Here is a 21,039-nt window from a genome sequence, read left to right on the forward strand (position 1 = left end):
TGGGGGGCCAATAAAACTAGATAAGACCTTCTATTTTATCAGCAATAACCATAAAAAAAAGAAACTTTAGAAACCAACCGCGCCAGTATAACCCTTAGCGCGGTTGGCCTACTTCAGAAAATCAGCATTAAGTTACCCCCCCTAAATGCTCATAAAGTCCCAAGCCTTACTGCTCAGTTCATCAACTGCAGTATCCCACGCCTTCTATGTATAGACTTCTCTTGCTTTTAGTTGCCACAAATACCATTTTTATCTAAAAGAGCAAACTGTGGTCCGTTTGGAATTAGGTACAAATCTGTAAAGCCCATGGCATGCATAAATCTCAAACAACAATATATTTTTTAAGCTAAATTTAATTTTCCAAAATCAAACGCACTAATCCCCTTCTCCCGATTCGCATCCAGAAAATCAGCCCACCACTGCAGCATTAGCCTGCGTTCATCCAGGTGCTCTGCCTTATGAATGTAAGAAGCACGCACAGAGTTACGTTCCTGATGACTCATCTGCCGCTCTACAGCATCCTTAGACCACATTCCTGACTCGATTAACGAACTACATGCCATGGTTCTAAAAGCGTGACTGCACACTTCAACCTGTGTGTCATATCCCATTACTCGCAATGACTTGTTAACTGTGTTTTCACTCATCGGTTTGCGCGGGTTATGATCGCCAATAAAGATCAGTTCATGATTACCGCTGAACGTTTTTATCTGCTCGAGAATCGCCAGAGCTTGTCGGGAAAGTGGTACCAGATGAGGTGTACGCATTTTTGAGCAACGTTGTGAGTGCTTTACTCCCTCAATAGCTTCTCGCTCGGCAGGAATCGTCCGCATTGATGTTTCGAAATCGATCTCAGACCAGCGAGCAAAACGCAATTTACTGGAACGGATGAAGACAAGAAGTGTTAGCTCAACGGCAAGGCGAGTCAGCGGCCTACCGGTATAGCTGCCTATACGCTGAAGCAGCTCGGTAGTCAGTTTCAATTCAAGCGCTGGTCTATGTTGCCGGTTACCTGGAGCAACAGCTCCGACCATCTCCTGCGCGGGATTGTAATCAGTCAAACCGCTTTGTACGGCATAGCGCATGATTGCTGTTGTGCGCTGTTGCAGACGCGAAGCCACCTCAAGACGTCCAGACTTCTCCACGGCTTTGATAGGTGCCAGTAAATCTCGAGTTTTAAGTTCGGTGATATTGTGTTTACCAAGGGCCGGGAAAAGAAAATCTTCCAAGGTTTTCAAAACTCGAGCGCTGTGAGCTTTTGACCACTTCTTATTAGTCGCATGCCATTCTCTGGCAACCACTTCAAAGGTGAAGACTTCTTTCGCCAACTCTTCTTTTACTGCTCGCTTTTGTTCGCGAGGATCAATCCCAGCGGCAACGAGTTTTCTGGCAGCTTCTCTTTTATGTCTGGCATCAGCCAGTGATGTCTCTGGGTAAACGCCAAAAGCCATCAGGTGTTGTTTACCGCTAAAGCGGAAACGAAAGCGCTAGTATTTGGAGCCGTTAGGGTGTATCAACAAAAACATGCCCTCGCCGTCTACTATCTAGTATTCATTTGCTTCAGGTTTTGCCGAACGCATTTTGGCATCAGTCAGGGCCATGATGGTATTCCTTCTATATGCTGCCGTGAGTATATAAGCATTATCGAACCAGCATATATACTCGGTTCTATACTCACAAGCATGTTGATGTGAGGTAACTCAGATTGACGTCGGTTGACTGAAAAGCGGGGCAAAGCCTTGAGGGTACTGGATTTTAGGCATAAAAAAAGACCTCAGTTGAGGTCCATTTACATACTATTGGTGCCGAAGGCCGGAATCGAACCGGCACGCCTCGCGGCGGTTGATTTTGAATCAACTGCGTCTACCGATTTCGCCACTTCGGCACTGAAGGGTATGCGGAAAACGTTGAGGATTATACCGTTACCCCCTGTTTCCGCAACCCTTATCCGCAGGCAGTGGTGCAACTGCTGAAAAAACCGTCTTTTGGGTTCTCCGGGACACTGCGTGACTTGCTTGTCAGAAATTCTTCATTCCCTCTCGCCCGCTGTAAAGCACTCGCGTCAGCCACCATGTTTCACTGGCATATCAAAAGCTCTAACCCGAAACAGGCTTCACGTCAGTTACCAGCGTAGGCAGATCCCAGGTGCCGCCCGCATGGATATAACGGCACATACCGGTCCCGCCATCATAGCTTTTGCGGAAAGCCTGGCCGTCCCATACCCAGCTTTCCTGACTCATGCAGTCACCAATACCGCGACCTTTCTGCACATTGGTAATCTCGCCCTTGTCGTAATCCGACCCGGAGATGGTCACCAGCACCGGCGTGCCTTTGAGTTGGTTATCAATGACCCAGTAGCCATATCCTTCGTTATAAGCGGCCCGCCAGCAGAGCGCCGAAAGCAAAGCGTGTGTGTCATCCAGTGGCGTAAGCGTGAGTCCGTCGGTTTCCGGGTCGCTGTTTTCTGCAGGTGAATACAGGCTATCGCACGTGTCATCGTCATTGTGATTAACCGTTGAAAGGAGTCGGGTTTTCAGCGCGTTGATTTCTGGTGCGGTCAGCAGACGGGGTTCGCCGCTGAGGGTTTTTGCCGCCTGAATAACCGGTGCGGGCACGGCCTTAGCCACGCTGCTCTCCGGCTTATTGCCTTTTTTAGTGAGCGCGCCTGGTGTGCCGATACGGCCCTGCACGTCGTCCGCTTTCAGCAGCACGGCATAAGCGCCCTCGCCGGAAAGCAGGAAAGGCTTTGTGCCGCCTTTAAATTCGACTTTACCGCTGCCTTTGACAGCGTTGATTACCGCAGCGGTCTGACTTGCCGAAAGCCGCCAGTTATCGTCAGCCGCCACCAGATCGCCGACTGATTTTCCGTTGATCCACAGCGTTAGCTTTTCCGCCGGTTTGCTATCATCTTCGGTGTCGCCCAGCGTCACCTCTCCCACTGTCTCCGTTCCCGGTCCTGCGGCACGGGTGAGCAGGATTGAGCCGGAGGGATCCTCTTCTTTGCCATAACCCGCAATGCGGCAGGTCAGGGTGTTATCACACACAACTTCCCAGTCTTTGTGCTCAAGCGTTTTTCCGCTCTGGGCGGCCTGAGCCGACAGGGAGAGCATCGCCAGCACGAAAAGCATCGGTTTATAGTTCACTTTATTCCCTCAGGTTGTATTTCTGATATCAGCACAGGTATCACTCTTTCACCATCGGTGTGAGGGAACCCAAAGCCATTGTTAATCGCCGACGGGCTTTGAAAAAAGGCTACGCCCCGTCCTGGGCGATGCGCCTATCGGGTAACTCTCTCTTTTTTGTTAAGCGCTTCAACCAGCACGCTGTGCAACTGGCCGACAGAGAGATCGCGGATGACAGGCGCAGGAATACCGCGCAGTCGTCTGCAAAGATAAACAATGCCAAAAAAATCGATGCCTTCACTATGGAAAAGATATTCGTTTTCTTTCAGAGAGAACGCCTTCCTGAAACCACCTTCTTCTGCAGAAAAGCTCACGCCGAAAACTTTTTCGGCCTCCTCCAGCAATTCAACACCATCATCGCCGGTAATCCCCAGATCCTTTTCCAGCCAGGTATTTTCATCGATTATTTCACGTCTGCATCCTGCAAAATCTCGGACAAAAGCGATAACGTCAGCTAATGGGGGTTCCATATCTTTGCTCCTGCTAAAGCGCTCCGCACTATCCTGCCAATTTACAGTCGTCCTAAGGTCATTTCCTGCACCTCAGCCGCTGGATTGGCCTCTTTCACGGCGGCAAGAAAACCGGCAAAATCCCGATTAAAAAGGGTGTAGTTGTTCAGGACTCTGAACTCCCTTTCGGTGCTATAAGACCCGGTGACATAACGAACCAGCCATACCCGGCGACTGCTGACTTCAGTTCCGGAAACTTTTATCCTGATAATATTTTCCAGCGGAACTTTGCAAAGCGTTTCGCCGTCACGCTGCTGATACAGGAAGTCGCTGTCATAGTAATAATCTTCCGTGTTCATTCCCAATTTTTTCAATATCGGAGTGTTAGCCGATATCTTTTTCATCTCCCCTGGAGAAGGAGGAGGCCATTTTTTAAGGGGCAAAGGCCTGAAGAAAGACCAGATGAGCAAAATGATGAACACTAACGACAGCAGTGAAATAATAAACGAAAAAATCTGATGCATTTAAATGACCCGACCTGTTCGGATAGCTCCTGATTATATCGAAGAAGGTATGACGCCGTTATCCGTTTTTACTGCCCTGCCCGATCATCTTTCAGTGCAGTACGATCTGTCTGACGCGTACCAGCGACAGAAATTGCTGCGCACCTGCCCCACAACTGAATTACCTGAATAAATCCGGCTATGGCCCAACGTTTTAGCCTGTGCATTTTCCCTCTACTTACCTCTCAAGCTGATGTTGTCTTGATTGTCTTACAGCGCCTGTTCGCCCTTAGAAACGCCCCAAACGCCTCCCCACCTTTACGGTTTACATTTACCTGCATTTGTTATGTGATCCTGTTACGTGAATTCTTCGAGCTGTCTCGCAAAACAGGATCCTGCATGCGCTTTTACCAGGCCGATCCCCGCCTTGAAAACTACTGGCGCGGCGTTATCCTTTTTGGCAAAAACGTCGCCTCCTATAAGTTTGCTCTTGCCCATGCGCTGTACGACCTGAAGCAGCCGGACAACGATTTGATTACGCTGGAAGCGCTGGCCGTGCCTTTTGTGCGGCATTTATGTGCCCACCTGCGTCATGCGCCAAAGCAGATCACCAGTAAAAGCAGCGAGTTTCTGGAGGCATGCAGACAATTCAACGCAGGCGAAATCAGCGAAGAACAGTTAATTGCCATTACCGTTAAGCGCGGGTTCGCAAACGTCATCGATGCTTTTCATAATGTGAATCACGCCGAGATCGACAAACGCTTTTTCCTGGATGAACGGCGAAGCCATAAAGGCATCCGGCTTACGGAGAACTTTTATCAGCTGACGGAAAACGAACAGTTTGCCAGTCTGAAAGCGGAAACGGATGCCAGATGGCGGCTGGTAGAAGAAGCCTGGGCGATGAACGTTTCACGTAACCTGATTGCGGTTGATTATGACGATAATGACAAGATGCTTTTCAGCCGCCAGAGCGGTCGCCGCGTCACCATTACCAGCTGCCGCAGCAGCCTGAACGGCTACCAGAAAGGCCGGTGCTTTTACTGCTTTCGCGCCATTGGCGTGACGGGTGGCGAAGAGAACCTGGCGGATGTCGATCACTTTCTGCCGCTGATGCTCAGCGAGCAAATCGGCAACCTCAACGGCGTCTGGAATCTGGTGCTGGCCTGCCAGACCTGTAATCGCGGCGCACAGGGTAAGTTTGCGCGTATCCCTTCGATAACACTTTTGCAGCGACTGCATGATCGAAACGAATACTTTATTAACAGTCATCTGCCACTGCGGGAGACGTTAATCCGCCAGACCGGCGCAACGCCGATGCTGCGGCACAGCTTCCTGCAAAACAGCTGGGATACGGCAAAATTTTCTCTGCTCCACGAATGGCAGCCAGCGGCACAGGGAGACAGCCTGTTTTGAACAACGAAGATTATTACCGGCAGAACGCTCAGCGGTTTTTTACCGATACGGCAAGCGTGGATATGTCTGCGCTTTACCCGCCTTTTATTGACTGCCTGCCGCCGGGCGCTCGCATTCTCGATGCAGGCTGCGGTTCAGGTCGTGACGTTAAAGCCTTCAGCGAAATGGGTTTTATCGTCGAAGCCTTTGATGCCTCGGCGGAGCTGGTTGCGCTGGCCCGCCAGTTATCCGGGAAGCCTGTAGAACAGATGCGCTTTCAGGATGTGGATGCGGTTGAAAGATATGACGGTATCTGGTGCTGCGCCTCGCTACTGCATGTCTCTCAAGCTGAACTACCCGGCGTCATGACAAAACTGGCCATAGCGCTGAAGCCTGGCGGCGTAGAGTATCTCTCTTTTAAATATGGCCGCGGCGAACGGGAAAAGGACGGACGCAGATTTACAGATATGGATGTGGCTGGCTTACAGAAACTGGTAGATGAGGTTAATACACTCGGCGGTGAGATTCTGACTACAAATAAGATAGGGATAAAAAGAGAGGCTGACTCTGAGGGCATAATGAGGAACAGGTTCGCTATTGAAACAGAAAAAACCTGGCAGACCGGTGATGTACGTGTGGGACGTGGCGACGAAGTCTGGCTGAATGCGATTATCAGGAAAAAATAACGCAAAAGAGCCAACCTCACGGTTGGCCCCTTCTTGTATCTTGCATGCTCAGCATCGGGCATCAGCGGTGCCCATTAGCGCCTGTTGTTGTCAGGATAAGCGCCTCAATGCGAGTGATCGTGCAGTTTGTTCCCGACCTTATCCTTCACGTCGCTGGCTTTCTCAATCACCTTCTCAGTCAGGCTCTCTTTGTAGTCACGGTTATGTGCACCTGGTGACTGCGTGCCTGTGGCGGCGGTCGCAGGTTTTACCCCTGCGGTCGTACCCGGAAGTTCGCGCTCCAGACCACCTCGTGCATGGTCGATATCCACTTCCTGACGACGTACCGTGTCATTAATCGTCTCGGTACGATCGCTGCCGTCGGTACGCACCACCACTTCTTCTTTCACGTGGGTCGTTTTGTTGATCACCGGCTGCTCATGGGTCTCAGCGACCTCGACGGTTTTCTCGGACCAGTCCACTTCACCAGCCAGCGCGGGTTCATTCACCGAACGGCGGAAGATGTCAGCGTGCTGCTCATGCAACGAGATATCTTCAGATACGGTATCGGTCACGGTATAGCGCCGAACACGAGTGGAGCCTTCGCTCACCAGACGTTTACCCACTTCTACCTGCTCTTCGGCCAGACGCAGAATGTCAGCTTCGCTCTCATCACCGGTCAGTGAGGTGCGTCGCGGTTCAACCTGGCGGTCGTTGGTCTCACCGGCAAACTGCTTACCGGCCGTCGTCGGGTTGATGCCCGGCGCGGTGGTGCCATTCTCAACCGAGCTTTGCATACGTGACGGAACGTCCACCGAGTCATGAGAATGGAGAATGGTCATGGCGCGAGCCAGCTTCTCCTCCTCGGTGCGGATGGTCAGCACTACACCGCCCTTGTCCATCGCTCTGGTGTAAACATCGGCCTGCTCTTTATCAACGGAGTGACCAAACAGACGCTGCCAGATGCTCGGATGGCGGATAGAGTGTCCTTCCTCCTGCAAACGTTCTCCACTGATAAGACTGATGTCCCGATCAGAAAAGCCTGCTTTCACGAGATTTCTTTTCGCGGCCTCTGCCTGAATTGCAGAATCGAACAGTGTTACGATTTTTTCATGTGCCATGATAGGTTCCTCTCTGTTAGCTAATTTGATCGTCATCTCTTTCAACGTTCACCTGCTGCTCACGTCGGGTCACCACTTCCTGAAAAGGAACATTCTCCTGCACTTTTCGGATGTGGATCTCCTCTTTAAGCACCAGCTTTCTGACGATTTGGATTTCTTCCTCTACTACCGGGACAATCAGTACACCGTTCTCTTCCCTGATTTCGGGCATCGTTTCAACGGGTTGCGCTTTCGCTACATGCTCAACCTCAACCTTCTCCCGGTTAAGCAGTGTACTGATGACCTCGTCATGCTCAGTTGTGGAACGGGTAACACGGACATGTCCATCCACAATCTTTTGCTTCGTCAGGGCTATTTGCTCTTCAGCGAGTTTAAGCGTGACCTCTGCATTATTATTGTGCTCTGGCTGTCCAGCCATAATATCGCTCCCGTTAAATTAAATATCTGCCACAACTGCCTGACACAGTGATTAAGCATGAACACTCTCGCTGATTTCGCAAGCCGGAATAATAAAAAACTCCGCTAACTCAATTTAATTACGGCACAGAAAATCGCATCAAAAACCAGCGGCACGGCTTAAATCACCGCTACGCTAAAAATAAGAAACAATTAAAATACATGAAGTTATGTTAATATGATTTCGCAGGTAAATATTACCAAGCCAGACGCAAGCGCTTAGAAAACACGCTATAAGCAAAGCGGTAACTTTAATTTAAACCAGGACGATTCCTGATAAACAGCGTGAGGATATTAAATAATGTTTCCGCGGAATGTGCTTATTACCGCCCTCAGTTAATCACTTCACAAAATAATAACACCCACAGGCATCTGAATATTTTATCGCTCCTGTTACAGAAGATTCCCAAAGTGCTATTTAAGACGCTATTTATAAAAGGAAGTCAGGAACTTTCTGCTCTTCAGCCTTTCTTAGGAAAACTGAATAAGCACATACCGAGGTTGAAATGAAGCAAGCACAACGTAGTGCGTGGGGATGGGGACTGGCGGCACTTCTGGTTGCAGGCAGTGCATCAGCGGCAAGCTGGCAGGATCAGCTGAGCAGTGCAGCATCGCAGCTCAGCCAGCAGAACAACGGCAGCACCACCGGCACCACGCAGCAGAATGGCGGCATGTCGCTTTCTACCATTACCAGCATGCTGGGCGGCGGCGATAAAGCGGTCAGCGCCAACAGCATGACCAATGCCGCCGGTGTGATGCAGTACTGCGTCGAACACAACGTGGTGAAAAACAATGTGCAGTCGGTCAAAGATCAGGTGCTGAGCAAGCTCGGTCTGAACACCACCACCGCGCAGGAACAGAAAACCGATTACACCCAGGGCGTGGCCGGTCTGCTGAATACCGGTAATGGCCAGCAGTTGAATCTGCAAAGCCTGAGCAACTCGCCGATGGGTGAGAAGCTGAAAACCAAAGCCTGTGACGTAGTGCTGAAGCAGGGCAAAAACTTTATCTCGTAATCTCCTTCCCTTCCCTCCCCTCTCTGCTCTGAGGGGAGCGTTAAACGCCCCCATGCTGTGATGCCTGACATTCCCTTAACCTGGGGTTGAGCGCTATAGTGTTGTTTTGATTTCTACAGGACAGCACGCATGAAAGGCATCAACATCGCACTTTACTTCGACCCCGATCAGATTCAGGCCTGCGTTCACGAACAGGACGACAGCTATGTCACCAAAAAATTCGAGTATGACGATGGCGTGATTGAAGAGATCTACCAGTGGCTGGAGCAGTACGAACCCAAACGTACCCACATCTGCGTGATTGAAAACGAAACTGCCGAGCTGCTGGCCGATGAACTGGTCGACAGCGGTTTTCGCGTCCATCAGGTCACCATGCATCAGTTGCTGAGCTGGTTCGCTACCGAGCCGCCTTCCACGCCAGACGGCACGCCGATGCGCGCTATGCTGCGTTTCCTGGAAGATGAACATCCGCGTGAATATGAGTCGCGCACGCCGCAGACCGAAGCGCTGATGGAGATGTTCGACGAGCTGGACGCACTGGAGATGGTGGATGACGCCGACGACGAAGACGCGCTGCCAGGCGATCTGCTGCGCGCTATGAAGAAGCACAAAATCACCGCCAGCGCCGCGGCCCAGCGTCTGCTGCCGGACATCAACGAGCGTATCCGCGAACATCTGATGCAGTATCCCGAACTGATGACCCCTGAAATCCTGCAGGACTTCTTCCCGGAACTGCTTGAGGCGCTGGAGCGCCCAAAACACTAATCACCACGGAAAAGGCGATTTGTCATGCTGGAGTTAATTAAAGCAGTCAGTCTGGGGCTGGTGGTGATATTGCCGCTCGCCAATCCACTCACCACCGTGGCGCTGTTCCTGGGGCTGGCGGGTGAGATGAATTTCCAGGAGCGCAACCGACAGGCGCGCCAGGCTTCTATCTATGTGTTCGCCATCATGATGGTTGCATGGTATGCGGGCAGCGCGGTGCTGAATACCTTCGGCATCTCCATTCCTGGCCTGCGCATGGCGGGCGGCCTGATCGTCGCTTTTATCGGTTTTCGGATGCTGTTCCCGGCTAAACCTGCCGGCCATTCTGTCGAAGCAAAGCAGAAACTGGATGAGCTGGATGGGGCCAAAGAGCCGGTAAATATCGCCTTTGTGCCGCTGGCGATGCCGAGTACGGCGGGGCCGGGTACCATTGCGATGATCATCTCCTCTGCCTCGACGGTAAGAAGCGGCGTCGACTTTCCGGCCTGGGTCATCACCGTCGCGCCAGTGCTGATCTTCCTGCTGGTGAGTCTGATCCTGTGGATTTCACTGCGCAGTTCGGGTGCCATCATGAAGCTGGTGGGTAAAAGCGGCATTGAGGCGATATCGCGCCTGATGGGATTTTTACTGGTCTGTATGGGCGTGCAGTTTATCATTAACGGCGTGCTGGAAGTGGTGCGCACCTTTCACTAATCCGGGATTTCCCCTCTCCGGACGGGCAGAGGGGAAAGCTCGATTACTTCAGCGTTTTACGCACTTCAGCAACCTGATCTTTGCTCACCGCTGGCGCGGTGTTGCTCCAGCCCTGGCGAATAAAGGTCGCCAGCTGCGCCACCTCTTCATCACTCAGACGCTGGCCAAAGCCTGGCATCGCCAGTTTCGACGGGGCCTTAGCGGTGGAAGGCTGCTGTGCGCCGGCCAGGATGGTGTGGATCAGACCGGTTGGATCTTTGGCATTGACGATCGTCGCCTGATCCAGCTCCGGGAAGATCCCCGGCGCGCCTTTGCCGGTCACGAAGTGACAGGCACCGCAGTTATCCAGATAAAGACGCTCGCCTTCGCTCAGGTTCTTCGCGGCAGTGAGTTTCGCTTCCGTTGCCTGCTGCGCCTGCACGTTGTACGCCTGCAATGGCGGGTTGCCGCCCAGGAACTTCAGGTAGGCCGCGATGGCTTTCAGATCGGCGTCGGTCATGTGTGAGCTGCTGTGCTCAATCACCGAGGTCATCTCGCCGCCCACCGCCGCTTTATCGTTACGGCCGGTCTGCAGGTAGTCCACCACTTCCTGCTCGCTCCAGCGTGGCAGGCCACGCAGTGACGGCACATCCCAGTTGTTCAGGCTGCCGCCTGCCAGGAATTTATCGTCACCGCTATCCAGCGCTTTCTCATTCATGCCCAGACCGCGCGGTGTATGGCAGCTGCCGCAGTGACCCAGACTCTCTACGATATAGGCACCGCGGTTGACCTCTTCAGAAGCTCCACCAATCGGCTGGAACGGCTTATCCGAGGCGAACGCCCAGTTCCAGAAACGCATGCCCCAGCGCTGGCTGAACGGGAAGCTCAGATCGGTTTCCGGCGGCTGTTCTGCGCTTGGCTGCACGCCTTTCATGAAGTAGACGTAAAGCGCGTGGATGTCGGCATCACTGATTTTGGCGTAATCAGGATAAGGCATCGCCGGATAGAGATGCGAACCGTCCGGTAATACCCCTTTGCGCACTGCGTCAGAGAACTGCTGCTCGCTGTAGTTGCCAATACCGTGCTGCTTATCGGGCGTGATGTTAGTGGAGAAGATGGTGCCAAGGTTCGACTCAATCGCCAGCCCACCCGAATAGTCAGGCTTGCCAGGCAGGGAGTGGCAGGCCATGCAGTCGCCCAGCCGCGAGAGATATTCGCCCTGCTTAATCAGTTGCGCTTCATCTTCGGCGTGAGCCGGCAGCGTAAATCCGCTGGCTAACAGCACCGCGTTGGCAAAGATAAAAGACTTCAGTTTCAGCTTATTCATGCGGTTATGCCTGTACCAGTGGGCCGGGATTTTTCAGATACTGATCTTTGATCGCCTGTGCCGCCATCAGGGTGATCGCACCGATGGTATCGGTCGGGTTCGCCTGGAAGTTCTGCGGGAAAGCGTTGCCGCCCGGCACAAAGACGTTATGCACGTCCCAGCTCTGCAGATACTTGTTCAGCGCCGAGGTTTTCGGGTTATCGCCCATCACGGCCCCGCCCACGTTGTGGGTAGAGACATATTTGGTCAGATCGAAATCCGCGCCCATTGGCAGGAAGCTCATGCTCATGCTGTCAGGGTTCAGCTCTTTCGCGATATTGCCGACGATGCCTTTCAGGTGCTGCTGCAGCTTCAGCTCATTCTCTTTCCAGTTGAAGGTCATGCGCAGCAGTGGCAGGCCACGGTGATCGTTGTAGTTCGGATCGAGATCCAGATAGATATCGCGGTAAGACTGACAGGTGGTGGTGATGCTGATCTTCATCGAATGACCGTACCACTCCTCCAGACCTTCCTTGTATCCCATGCCCCAGGTCGGCGTGCCTTTTGGCAGCGCGGTGCTGATCGGCGTACCGGTCGCCTGTGAGCTGTGGATCTTCGCGCCACCCAGGAAGCCGAGGGATGGGCCGTCGAAGTTGCCTGGCGAGATATCGTTAAACATCTGGCCGGTCGCGCCCGCCGTAGCGTACGGATTGAAGTTTTTATCTTTGAAGAACAGCGTCGCGCCGCCGTTGGACAGGAACGCGTAGTTACGCCCTACCACACCTTCTTCGGTAATCGGGTTGTAAGGCTTGCCGATGCCGGAGAGCAGCATCAGACGCACGTTGTAGAGCTGGAAGCTGCTCAGCACCACGATTTTCGCTGGCTGGAAGCACTCGTTGCCCTGTGCATCGATGTAGATCACGCCTTTCGCGGTTTTTTTATCATCGTTCAGCACGACCTTGATCACTTCCGCATTCACTTCATAGGAGAAGTTCGGCATACGCTTCAGTGAATCCATTACGGCGGTCTGCGGCGACGCTTTGGAATAGTTCAGGCAGGGATATTTACTGCAGTAGCCGCAGTAGTTGCACGGCGCGATCTGGTTGCCGTACGGGTTTTTCCACGCACGCGACACACAGGCCGACGGGTTCGGGAACGGATGGTAACCGAGTTTGGTCGCCACCTCTTTGAACATCACGTTGTTCAGCGTGTCATCCAGCGCAGGCAGCGGATAAGGCTCAGAACGCGGGCCTTCAAACGGATCGCCACCTTCCAGAATTTTGCCGCGCAGGTTGCCGGTGTTGCCCGACTGGCCGCAAATCAGTTCGAATTTGTAGTAGTAGGGTTCGATCTCTTCCCAGCTGAACGGGAAGTCCATCACCCGCATATCATCCTGCAGAATGCCCGGCTTGTAAGCCTCGTCGACATAGGTCTTCAGTTTGATATCGGTCGGTGTCGGACGGATCAGTACCGCCGTCCAGTGCAGGCCGGAACCGCCTACGCCGGTGCCCGGTGCAAACGCACCCCATTTACGGGTTGGCAATGCCGTCTGGCTGCTGTTGTAGCGGACGGTGACCGCCACTTCGGCGGGGGTGGCAAACACTTTGTTGCGCACCGCATAGGCGTATTCATCCGCCGGTTTCGGGTAGGCGAACTCGTCATAATCGCGATCGCCGCCGCGCTCAAGGGCGCGCACGTCCAGACCTGCCAGTGCCAGCTCGATGCTCATCAGCGAGCCTGCCCAGCCGAGGCCGCAGACCACGACGTCGACTTCTTTTTTAGTAACCTGTGCCATGATAATCCTGTTTCAAATACCTGATGTGGACGCGCCCTACGCGCGTTCGCCCTTCACACTGACCGGACCCAGCGGATAAGGAACGTTGTGCTGTTTCACCCATTCGGTGAAGCTGGCACGCGCGCCGGGGAAGCCGATGGCGATCCAGGCTTTCATGCCTTTATTACCGCCGTACATCGGGTCAGCAAGGTAGCCATGCTTGGTATCGGAAAGCAGCTGGCTGAAGAAATGCGCAGGCTTAAGATCGGCTTCGCCCAGTGCGGCAAAGTCGATCTCGTTTTTGTTTACCTGGGTCAGTACCGCATCTTTCTCTTCCAGCGTCAGTGCATGAAACGCTTTCTGATGGGTGTTCTGCGACCACTGATTAATCAGCCGGATACCGGTCTGATACATCTGCTGTGGGCGGAACGGGATCTGGTAACCCATGGTTGCGGGCGCCTGCGTATTGAACGGCCCCTGCATGTAGATTTCGCTGCCAAACGCTTCGCTGTGCAGCTGCTGATCGATAAAGATCGGCACGTTAGTTTCCAGCGCGCCCGGCGCTTTGCCTTTGCCGCCTGCCGGAATCAAACGGTCAGTGGCGGCCAGGATAAACTGCCACTCATCGGCACTAAAAAAGATCGGTTTGTAATCGGCTAACTCCGGTGCGGCCATCTCTGCCGCCTGTGCCGCAGTAATGCCTTTGAAGACCAGTTCACTTAATGGCAACGCCAGCAGTGAACCGAGCAAAAATTTACGCCTGGTGGTGGGTTTTTCTAAAAGCATATCCGCACGACTCTCATCTGCTAAATACCCGCTTTATTTGTTATGAAGCTGAAAGGCTGAGTGCAGGCGGAAAACTCCCCGCAGAGATCAACGCACGCGGCACAGACGACGGCAGAACAGACAAGGGCAGGTAGAATTATGGTTCGGTGACTAACGGAACTTATCGGTTAATAACCTGGCAATCTTAGGGATATAGATATGTCTGAATGTAAAAATTGAATTTAAGATGTGTCTTAGTGAAAGTTTATCATGGTGTTGCGAAAGGGTTGCGGAGAGGTAAAAGATTTACAGCGCGGAAATCGGGGGTAAAACCGCATAAACATCGGGTATTTAACTCTTTTAACGCAGGAATGAGGGTTATTATTTTCGCCCTGACATCATCACGCCAGATAACCGATAAAAAAATATCATACTTCCATACAAGAGAATGATTCTCATCGTTAACACTATAGTGACTTTGATAGTCATACAATCAGACTGTGCGCAATTTGTGATCGGCTGAGTAAAACAGGCTTTATTCCGCCCGCTGTAAGATGACAATAAAATAATTACTGACCGTCATTATCTTATTTTGTCTCTTTGCCTGAATGACTACGCTAATAATTGTGCAAAGCTCATAAGAAACCCGCATTTGGAGATTATCCGACGCCCGATAGAGTAGAGCTATCAACGACTCAGGATAACTCTCCATGCGAAAAACACTCTTGTCCCTTTTTACGGCTCTGGCACTGGTTCACCCGGCACACGCCGCCACGCCTGGCGACACCCTGGTGATTGCCGTTCCGCTTGATGGCATCATCAGTTTCGACCCGGCTGAAAGTTTTGAGACCGTCAGCAACAGTAGCCTGCGCAATATTTACCAGACGCTGCTGGAGCCGGATCATCAGAATCCGCAGCAGCTCTCGCCGCTGGCGGCCACGCGCTGGCAGGCAGGCAAAACGCCTCACAGCCTGGTGTTTGATCTTAATCCGCAGGCCCGCTTCGCCAGTGGTCATCCCGTGACCGCACAGGATGTGGTCTTCTCATTAACCCGTGCAGTAAAACTCAATAAAGCGCCCTCTTTTATTCTGGGTGAATTTGGCTGGACGCCAGAAAACATCGATCAGCAGTTCACGGTAATTAATGACCACCAGCTTGAACTGCGCTGGCCAGCGGAGATCGGCAGCGATCTGGCGCTGCGCCTGCTGACCGCGCCAGTCTCCTCCATCGTCGACAGCAAACTGGCACAAGAGCACGCCAGCAACAACGATTACGGCAATAGCTGGCTGAAGGTGCACTCCGCCGGTAGCGCCGCCTATGCCATAAAACAGTTTGTGCCGCTGCAGGCGCTGGTGCTGGAAGCCAATCCCAATAGCATCCGGAAGCCGCATCTGAAGCGGGTATTGCTGAAAGGTGTGGCCGATCCGGGCAGCCGCCGTCTGCTGATCCAGCAGGGCGATGTGGATGTCGCCTATCAGCTCGGTCCGGATCAGATTACCGCGCTGAAGAACACCGCCAATGTGCGTATTGATGCTTTCCCGTCCAGCCTGGTTTATTACATCGGCTTTAACACCCAAAGCCCGCAGCAACCGGCGCTGGGGAATCCGGCGCTGTGGCAGGCGGCACGCTGGCTGGTTGACTATGACAGCCTGGCGAACCAGCTGCTGAAAGGTCAGTACCGCATTCATCAGAGCTTCCTGCCGGACGGCTTCGATGGTGCACTGAACACGACACCGTTCCATTACGATCTGAAAAAGGCACAGGCGATACTGCAAAAAGGCGGCATCAAACCTGGCACCCATATCGCGCTGACGGTGGTGAACCAGCCGCCTTACATTGATGTGGCGCAGGCACTGCAGGCCAGCTTTGCCAAAGCGGATGTGCAGCTTGATATCCAGCCGGTGGCGGAATCGGAGCTGTGGAGCAAAATGCGCAGCCGGGACTTCCAGGCCATCTTTACTTACTGGGGCGCGGACTACATCGATCCCAACACCAATGCCAGCACCTTTGCCTATAACGTGCCGGGCGGCGGCAAAACCCTGGCGTGGCGCGTCGGCTGGACGATTCCGGAGCTGAGTGCACAGACCCGTGCCGCCGCCGGAGAGAGCGATGCGGTGAAACGTCGCAACCTCTACACCGGGCTGCAAACCCGCATCCAGCAGGATTCTCCGTTTGTCATGCTGTTACAGGGCGCAACCCAGGTGGCGGTGCGCAGCAACCTCAGTCATCTGCAGCAGGGCATCGGGGTCAGCCTGCTCAATTTTGAAGAGGTTCAGAAGTAAACCACTGTTGCAGGCCGCTGTTCCCCGGGCAGCGGCCTTTTTTTGGTGAATAGTTCTCCTCCTGTGCCGCTCCGGCTTGCTATCCTTCAGGCATAATCCAATGCCTGAGAGTGGAAAATCATGACTTCCCCGCTACTGATTGCCCGTACGCCAGACGTCGAACTTCATCTGTTGCCGCAAATGGCCAACCGCCACGGCCTGATCACCGGCGCGACCGGCACCGGTAAAACCGTTACGCTGCAGAAACTGGCTGAATCGTTCTCCGCCAGCGGCGTGCCGGTCTTTATGGCTGACGTTAAAGGCGATTTGACCGGCGTGGCGATGGCTGGCCAGCCCAGCGAAAAGCTGCAGGAGAGGCTGGCGAAAATCGGCGTCACCGACTGGCAGCCGCAGAGCAATCCGGTGGTGCTGTGGGATATCTTCGGCGAGAAAGGCCATCCGGTTCGCGCCACCGTCTCCGATCTCGGGCCGCTGCTGCTGGCGCGACTGCTGAACCTGAATGAGGTGCAGAGCGGCGTATTGCAGATTATTTTCCGCATCGCCGATGACCAGGGTTTGCTGCTGCTGGACTTCAAAGATCTGCGCGCCATGACCCAATACATCGGTGACAACGCCAAAAGCTTCCAGACCCACTACGGCAACATCAACAGCGCCTCGGTCGGCGCCATCCAGCGCGGGTTACTGACGCTGGAGCAACAGGGTGCGGAGCACTTCTTTGGTGAACCGATGCTGGATATCGCCGACTGGATGCGCGTCGACAGCAACGGCAAAGGCGTCATCAACATCCTCTCTGCTGAGAAGCTCTACCAGATGCCAAAACTCTACGCCACCAGCCTGCTGTGGCTGCTGTCGGAGCTTTATGAACATCTGCCGGAAGCGGGCGATCTCGATCAGCCAAAGCTGGTGTTCTTCTTTGATGAGGCGCACCTGCTGTTTACCGACGCGCCGCCGGTGCTGCTGGAGAAAATAGAACAGGTCATGCGGCTGATCCGCTCCAAAGGGGTCGGCGTCTGGTTCGTCACCCAGAACCCGGCGGATATTCCCGATCGGGTGCTGGGCCAGCTCGGCAACCGCGTCCAGCACGCCCTGCGCGCCTTCACCCCCAAAGATCAGAAAGCGGTAAAAACCGCCGCCGATACCCTGCGCGCCAATCCGGCGTTTGACAGCGTCGAGGCGATTCAGGCGCTGGGCACCGGCGAAGCGCTGATCTCCTTCCTGGATACCAAAGGCAGCCCGTCGGTGGTAGAACGCGCCATGGTGATCGCACCTGGCTCACGTATGGGTCCGGTCACAGGCGATGAACGCAACGGCCTGATCAACCATTCACCGCTCTATGGCAAATATGACAGCGAAGTTGATCGCGAATCGGCATTTGAGAAGCTGCAAAAAGGGTTTCAGGCCGCCAGCGATCAGGCCAGCGCGCCTCCGGCGAAAGGCGACGATGTCGCGGTAGATAACGGCATTCTCGGCGGGCTGAAAGAGATCCTGTTTGGCCGAACCGGCCCGCGCGGCGGCAAGCACGATGGCGTGGTGCAGACCATGGCGAAAAGCGCTACGCGCCAGATTACCAATCAGATCATCCGTGGCGTACTCGGCAGCCTGCTGGGTGGTCGTCGCCGATGAAACCGGCTCTCTGCTAAGATCAGGATATGGATAAACAACACGAACTGAAACGGACGAAACGTCTGGCGCTGCTGCTGTTACTGCTGGCTGCAATTACCTTTATCGTTACGCTTTTTCTGCCACCCGGCTTCTGGGTCAGCGGCGTAAAAGCGATTGCGGAAGCTGCGATGGTCGGCGCGCTGGCGGACTGGTTCGCGGTGGTCGCACTGTTCCGGCGCGTGCCGGTGCCCTTTATCTCGCGTCATACCGCCATCATTCCGCGCAACAAAGATCGTATCGGTGAAAACCTCGGTCGCTTTGTGCAGGAGAAGTTTCTTGATACCGACTCGCTGCTGAATCTGATTCGCCGTCACGATCCTTCCAACCTGCTGGCGCAATGGCTGAATGCGCCGGGCAATGCTGACCGCATTGGCCGCCATCTGCTGCAGGTCATGCGCGGCTTCCTTGATCTGACCGATGACACACGGATCCAGAATTTCATGCGCCGCGCAGTACATCGCGCCATCGACAAGGTCGATCTCAGCCAGACCAGCGCCCTGCTGCTGGAGAGCCTGACGAAAAACAACCGTCATCAGGCGCTGCTGGACGCGGCAATCGAACAGCTGCTGAAGCTGCTGCATAAGCCCAGTACCCGCGAGTTTATTGCCATGCAGCTGGTGCGCTGGCTGAAACGCGAGCATCCGATCAAAGCCAAAATGTTGCCGACCGAATGGCTGGGGGAACACAGCGCCGAGCTGGTGGCAAACGCGGTCGATTCACTGCTGGATGATGTGGCGCTGGATCAGGGCCATGAGCTACGCCTCGGCTTCAATCGGGCGGTCGACAAGCTGATCGTTAAACTGCAGAACGACCCGGAGATGGCTGAACGTGCCGAGGAGATCAAAGGCTGGCTGAAAGAAGATGCCTCGTTTAACCGCTACATCGGCGAGCTGTGGAATGATATGCGCAACTGGCTCAAAGCGGATCTCAGCAGCGATGACTCACGGGTGCAGGAGAAAGTGCGCGGTGCAGCCTTATGGCTGGGCGAAACCCTGGCGGCCGACCCGGCATTGCGTGACTCGATGAATCAGCATCTGGAACAGGCCGCACGCAGCGTTGCACCAGAGTTTGCTGGCTTCCTGACGCGTCACATCAGCGACACCGTGAAGAGCTGGGATGCACGCGACATGTCGCAGCAGATCGAACTTAATATCGGCAAAGACCTGCAGTTTATCCGCATCAACGGCACGCTGGTTGGCGGCACCATCGGGCTGATCCTCTACCTGTTGTCGCAGCTGCCCCAGTTACTCCCGCTGCTGAGCGGATAACCGCCTGGTTAGCCGGATTGGGGTGGATAGAGGCCAAACTCGGTGATAATGGCGCTAACAAAGCTGCGGATTTTCACCGTCTGGCGGCGGCCCGCCGGGATCAGCACATGCATGGGTCGTGCTGGCCCGGCATAATCGGGCAGCACCTGGACCAGCCGGCCCTGTCTGATCTCTTCAGAGAGAATGGAGGCCGGCCCCAGGGTAATGCCATAACCCTCCAGCGCCGCATGCAGCAGCGCTTTCCAGTCATTCGATCGCATGCGCCCCTGCGGATGCACCTCTTCAACCTTACCGGCCTGACTGAATACCCAGCGGCAGGGTTTTGAGGGCGACCAGATGCCATAAACGAGACAGGCGTGGTTCACCAGCTCCGCTGGCGCGGCGGGCACACCGTGCCGCGCCAGATAGGCTGGCGACGCGCAGGCTATCAGCCGGTAGGGCTGCAGTGGATGGGCGATGATCGAACTGTCCGCCAGCGCACCAATCCGGATCACCACCTCATAACCCTCTTCAAACGGATCGACCAGCCGATCGCTGAGTTCAAGATCAACCTGCGTTTGCGGAAACCGGTCAAGATAGCGGGTCACAAACGGCGCCAGGCTAAAAGAACCAAACGTGACCGGGGCGCTGACCTTCAGCGTACCGGACGGCCGCTGCTGCATATCCAGCGCGATCGCATCCGCTTCCTGCACCTCGGCCAGCACGATTTTGCAGCGTTCGAAATAGTTGCGGCCCACATCCGTCAGACTTTGTCGTCGGGTGGTGCGATGCAGAAGCAGCGTACCGAGATGCTTCTCCAGCATGGCGATATGCTTCGCCACCATCTGCGGTGAGATTTGCAAATGCCCGGCGGCTGCGGCAAACGAGCCCGATTCCGCGACGGTAACGAACACGTTCATGCTGGTAAGCCGATCCATGATTCCCTCCTGTTGGTTGTTTATATTGCGTCTGTTTGTCGATTTATTCACCTCCTGTTTTTAATTAAGGTCAGTGCGTGAAACTCATCGAGGAGAAACGTATGAAAATAGGCATTATTGGCGCAGGCTTTGTTGGCCGGGCGATTGCAAAACTGGCGATTCAGGCAGGACATCAGGTGATGCTCAGCAACTCGCGTGATCCACGAACGCTGTTCAGCCTGAAACCGATGATTGGCTGTGAAACCGGTACCGCCACCGAGGCCGCAGAGTTTGGCGACGTGGTGGTGATTGCCGTGCCGCTCACGGCAACGGAACAACTTCCGGCCACAGAATTAAGGGGAAAAATCGTGCTTGATGCGGTCAATTACTATCCCGACCGCGATGGCGAAATTGAAGAGCTGCTCAATGGCCGCATCAGCACCAGTGAACGGCTTGCCCGCCTGCTTCCTGACAGCCGCGTCACCAAGGCATTCAATGCCATCCGCATGACCGATCTTGAAACGCAGGGCCTGCCGCCGGGCGATGCCAACCGGCAGGCGTTACCGCTGGCGGGAGATGATAGCGAAGGGAAAGCGACCGCCACGGCATTATATGAAGCCTTTGGATTTGATGCGGTAGATGCGGGCTCGTTAGCGGAAGGCTGGCGTTTCGAGCGTGCGACGCCCGCCTATTGCGTAGCCCTGAACAGAGAGCAACTTATCAGGGCACTGAAAGAGACGACCCGGCACTCCGCATAAACAGGGCATCAGCGCAGAATAAAGCCGCTCCCAGTCGCTGGAACCGCCTCTTACACACGACTGCTAAACGTAAAGCGATGGGAGCCTGCCCTGAGCCTGAACACCGG

The 21,039-nt window shown here is 54.3% G+C and carries 18 protein-coding genes, 1 tRNA gene and 1 pseudogene; 9 read left to right on the forward strand and 11 right to left on the reverse strand.

The genetic code is table 11. The annotated features are described in order from the left end of the window. Positions 1–341 precede the first annotated feature (341 nt). The 5 genes and pseudogenes from NR201_RS11005 to NR201_RS11025 all read right to left on the reverse strand — a co-directional run bounded on the left by NR201_RS11005 (position 342) and on the right by NR201_RS11025 (position 4,155). A pseudogene (locus NR201_RS11005) lies at positions 342–1,544 on the reverse strand (tyrosine-type recombinase/integrase). A gap of 256 nt (positions 1,545–1,800) precedes the next feature. After that, positions 1,801–1,885 (reverse strand) — tRNA-Leu (locus tag NR201_RS11010). Positions 1,886–2,096: 211 nt separating this feature from the next. Next, on the reverse strand, positions 2,097–3,128 hold the full coding sequence (locus NR201_RS11015) for a DUF1176 domain-containing protein (protein WP_256849816.1): 1,032 nt from the start codon (positions 3,126–3,128) through the stop codon (positions 2,097–2,099). Positions 3,129–3,277: 149 nt separating this feature from the next. After that, on the reverse strand, positions 3,278–3,652 hold the full coding sequence (locus tag NR201_RS11020) for a hypothetical protein (RefSeq protein ID WP_069025766.1): 375 nt from the start codon (positions 3,650–3,652) through the stop codon (positions 3,278–3,280). Between the two features lie 41 nt (positions 3,653–3,693). Then, positions 3,694–4,155, reverse strand: coding sequence for a hypothetical protein (locus NR201_RS11025; RefSeq protein WP_256849770.1), 462 nt, complete (start codon positions 4,153–4,155; stop codon positions 3,694–3,696). A gap of 378 nt (positions 4,156–4,533) precedes the next feature. Between NR201_RS11025 and NR201_RS11030 the strand changes: the two genes are divergently transcribed. Beyond that, positions 4,534–5,547, forward strand: a complete 1,014-nt coding sequence (locus tag NR201_RS11030; protein ID WP_163799088.1) for an HNH endonuclease domain-containing protein — start codon at positions 4,534–4,536, stop codon at positions 5,545–5,547. Next, on the forward strand, positions 5,544–6,212 hold the full coding sequence (locus NR201_RS11035; RefSeq protein WP_256849771.1) for a bifunctional 2-polyprenyl-6-hydroxyphenol methylase/3-demethylubiquinol 3-O-methyltransferase UbiG: 669 nt from the start codon (positions 5,544–5,546) through the stop codon (positions 6,210–6,212). The genes NR201_RS11030 and NR201_RS11035 overlap by 4 nt, the downstream gene beginning before the upstream one ends. 104 nt (positions 6,213–6,316) lie before the next feature. Here NR201_RS11035 and NR201_RS11040 read toward each other — a convergent pair whose 3' ends face one another. After that, complete coding sequence (locus tag NR201_RS11040; protein WP_256849772.1) at positions 6,317–7,312, reverse strand: YsnF/AvaK domain-containing protein; 996 nt, start codon at positions 7,310–7,312, stop codon at positions 6,317–6,319. Between the two features lie 16 nt (positions 7,313–7,328). Beyond that, positions 7,329–7,730, reverse strand: coding sequence for a DUF2382 domain-containing protein (locus NR201_RS11045; protein ID WP_010251609.1), 402 nt, complete (start codon positions 7,728–7,730; stop codon positions 7,329–7,331). Positions 7,731–8,274: 544 nt separating this feature from the next. Between NR201_RS11045 and NR201_RS11050 the strand changes: the two genes are divergently transcribed. The 3 genes from NR201_RS11050 (at position 8,275) to NR201_RS11060 (ending at position 10,242) form a co-directional block, all read left to right on the forward strand. Then, positions 8,275–8,784 (forward strand): DUF2501 domain-containing protein, encoded by a 510-nt coding sequence (locus NR201_RS11050; protein ID WP_010251612.1) that lies wholly within the window; start codon positions 8,275–8,277, stop codon positions 8,782–8,784. A gap of 129 nt (positions 8,785–8,913) precedes the next feature. Continuing rightward, positions 8,914–9,549 carry a hypothetical protein gene (locus tag NR201_RS11055; protein ID WP_010251615.1) on the forward strand — a complete coding sequence of 212 codons (636 nt, stop codon included), beginning with the start codon at positions 8,914–8,916 and terminating at the stop codon, positions 9,547–9,549. A gap of 24 nt (positions 9,550–9,573) precedes the next feature. Continuing rightward, complete coding sequence (locus tag NR201_RS11060; protein WP_256849773.1) at positions 9,574–10,242, forward strand: MarC family NAAT transporter; 669 nt, start codon at positions 9,574–9,576, stop codon at positions 10,240–10,242. A gap of 43 nt (positions 10,243–10,285) precedes the next feature. On the opposite strand, the gene NR201_RS11065 is transcribed toward NR201_RS11060, so the two are convergent. The 3 genes from NR201_RS11065 to NR201_RS11075 are packed head-to-tail and all read right to left on the reverse strand — an operon-like array spanning position 10,286 to position 14,087. Next, on the reverse strand, positions 10,286–11,548 hold the full coding sequence (locus tag NR201_RS11065) for a cytochrome c (protein WP_256849774.1): 1,263 nt from the start codon (positions 11,546–11,548) through the stop codon (positions 10,286–10,288). Between the two features lie 4 nt (positions 11,549–11,552). Further along, entirely contained in the window at positions 11,553–13,322 is a 1,770-nt protein-coding gene (locus NR201_RS11070; protein WP_010251625.1) for a GMC family oxidoreductase, read from the reverse strand. 36 nt (positions 13,323–13,358) lie between these two features. After that, positions 13,359–14,087, reverse strand: a complete 729-nt coding sequence (locus tag NR201_RS11075; RefSeq protein WP_010251628.1) for a gluconate 2-dehydrogenase subunit 3 family protein — start codon at positions 14,085–14,087, stop codon at positions 13,359–13,361. A gap of 689 nt (positions 14,088–14,776) precedes the next feature. Between NR201_RS11075 and NR201_RS11080 the strand changes: the two genes are divergently transcribed. The 3 genes from NR201_RS11080 to NR201_RS11090 all read left to right on the forward strand — a co-directional run bounded on the left by NR201_RS11080 (position 14,777) and on the right by NR201_RS11090 (position 19,278). Further along, positions 14,777–16,348: an ABC transporter substrate-binding protein gene (locus tag NR201_RS11080; RefSeq protein WP_010251632.1), complete on the forward strand. Its 1,572-nt coding sequence runs from the start codon at positions 14,777–14,779 to the stop codon at positions 16,346–16,348. 120 nt (positions 16,349–16,468) lie between these two features. Further along, entirely contained in the window at positions 16,469–17,971 is a 1,503-nt protein-coding gene (locus tag NR201_RS11085; protein WP_256849775.1) for a helicase HerA-like C-terminal domain-containing protein, read from the forward strand. Positions 17,972–17,997: 26 nt separating this feature from the next. Further along, complete coding sequence (locus NR201_RS11090) at positions 17,998–19,278, forward strand: DUF445 domain-containing protein (RefSeq protein WP_163637735.1); 1,281 nt, start codon at positions 17,998–18,000, stop codon at positions 19,276–19,278. A gap of 8 nt (positions 19,279–19,286) precedes the next feature. Here the strand turns inward: NR201_RS11090 and NR201_RS11095 are convergent, their stop codons facing one another. Continuing rightward, the gene (locus tag NR201_RS11095; protein ID WP_256849776.1) at positions 19,287–20,195 is read right to left on the reverse strand and encodes a LysR family transcriptional regulator; all 909 of its coding nucleotides are present in this window, start codon (positions 20,193–20,195) and stop codon (positions 19,287–19,289) included. A 101-nt stretch (positions 20,196–20,296) separates the two neighbouring features. Between NR201_RS11095 and NR201_RS11100 the strand changes: the two genes are divergently transcribed. Further along, a complete protein-coding gene (locus NR201_RS11100; RefSeq protein ID WP_250488930.1) occupies positions 20,297–20,932 on the forward strand; it encodes an NADPH-dependent F420 reductase in 636 nt (211 codons plus the stop codon). Positions 20,933–21,039: the final 107 nt, after the last annotated feature.

The organism is Pantoea sp. Fr-CA_6, from assembly GCF_024520895.1.
Lineage (GTDB): Bacteria > Pseudomonadota > Gammaproteobacteria > Enterobacterales > Enterobacteriaceae > Pantoea > Pantoea agglomerans.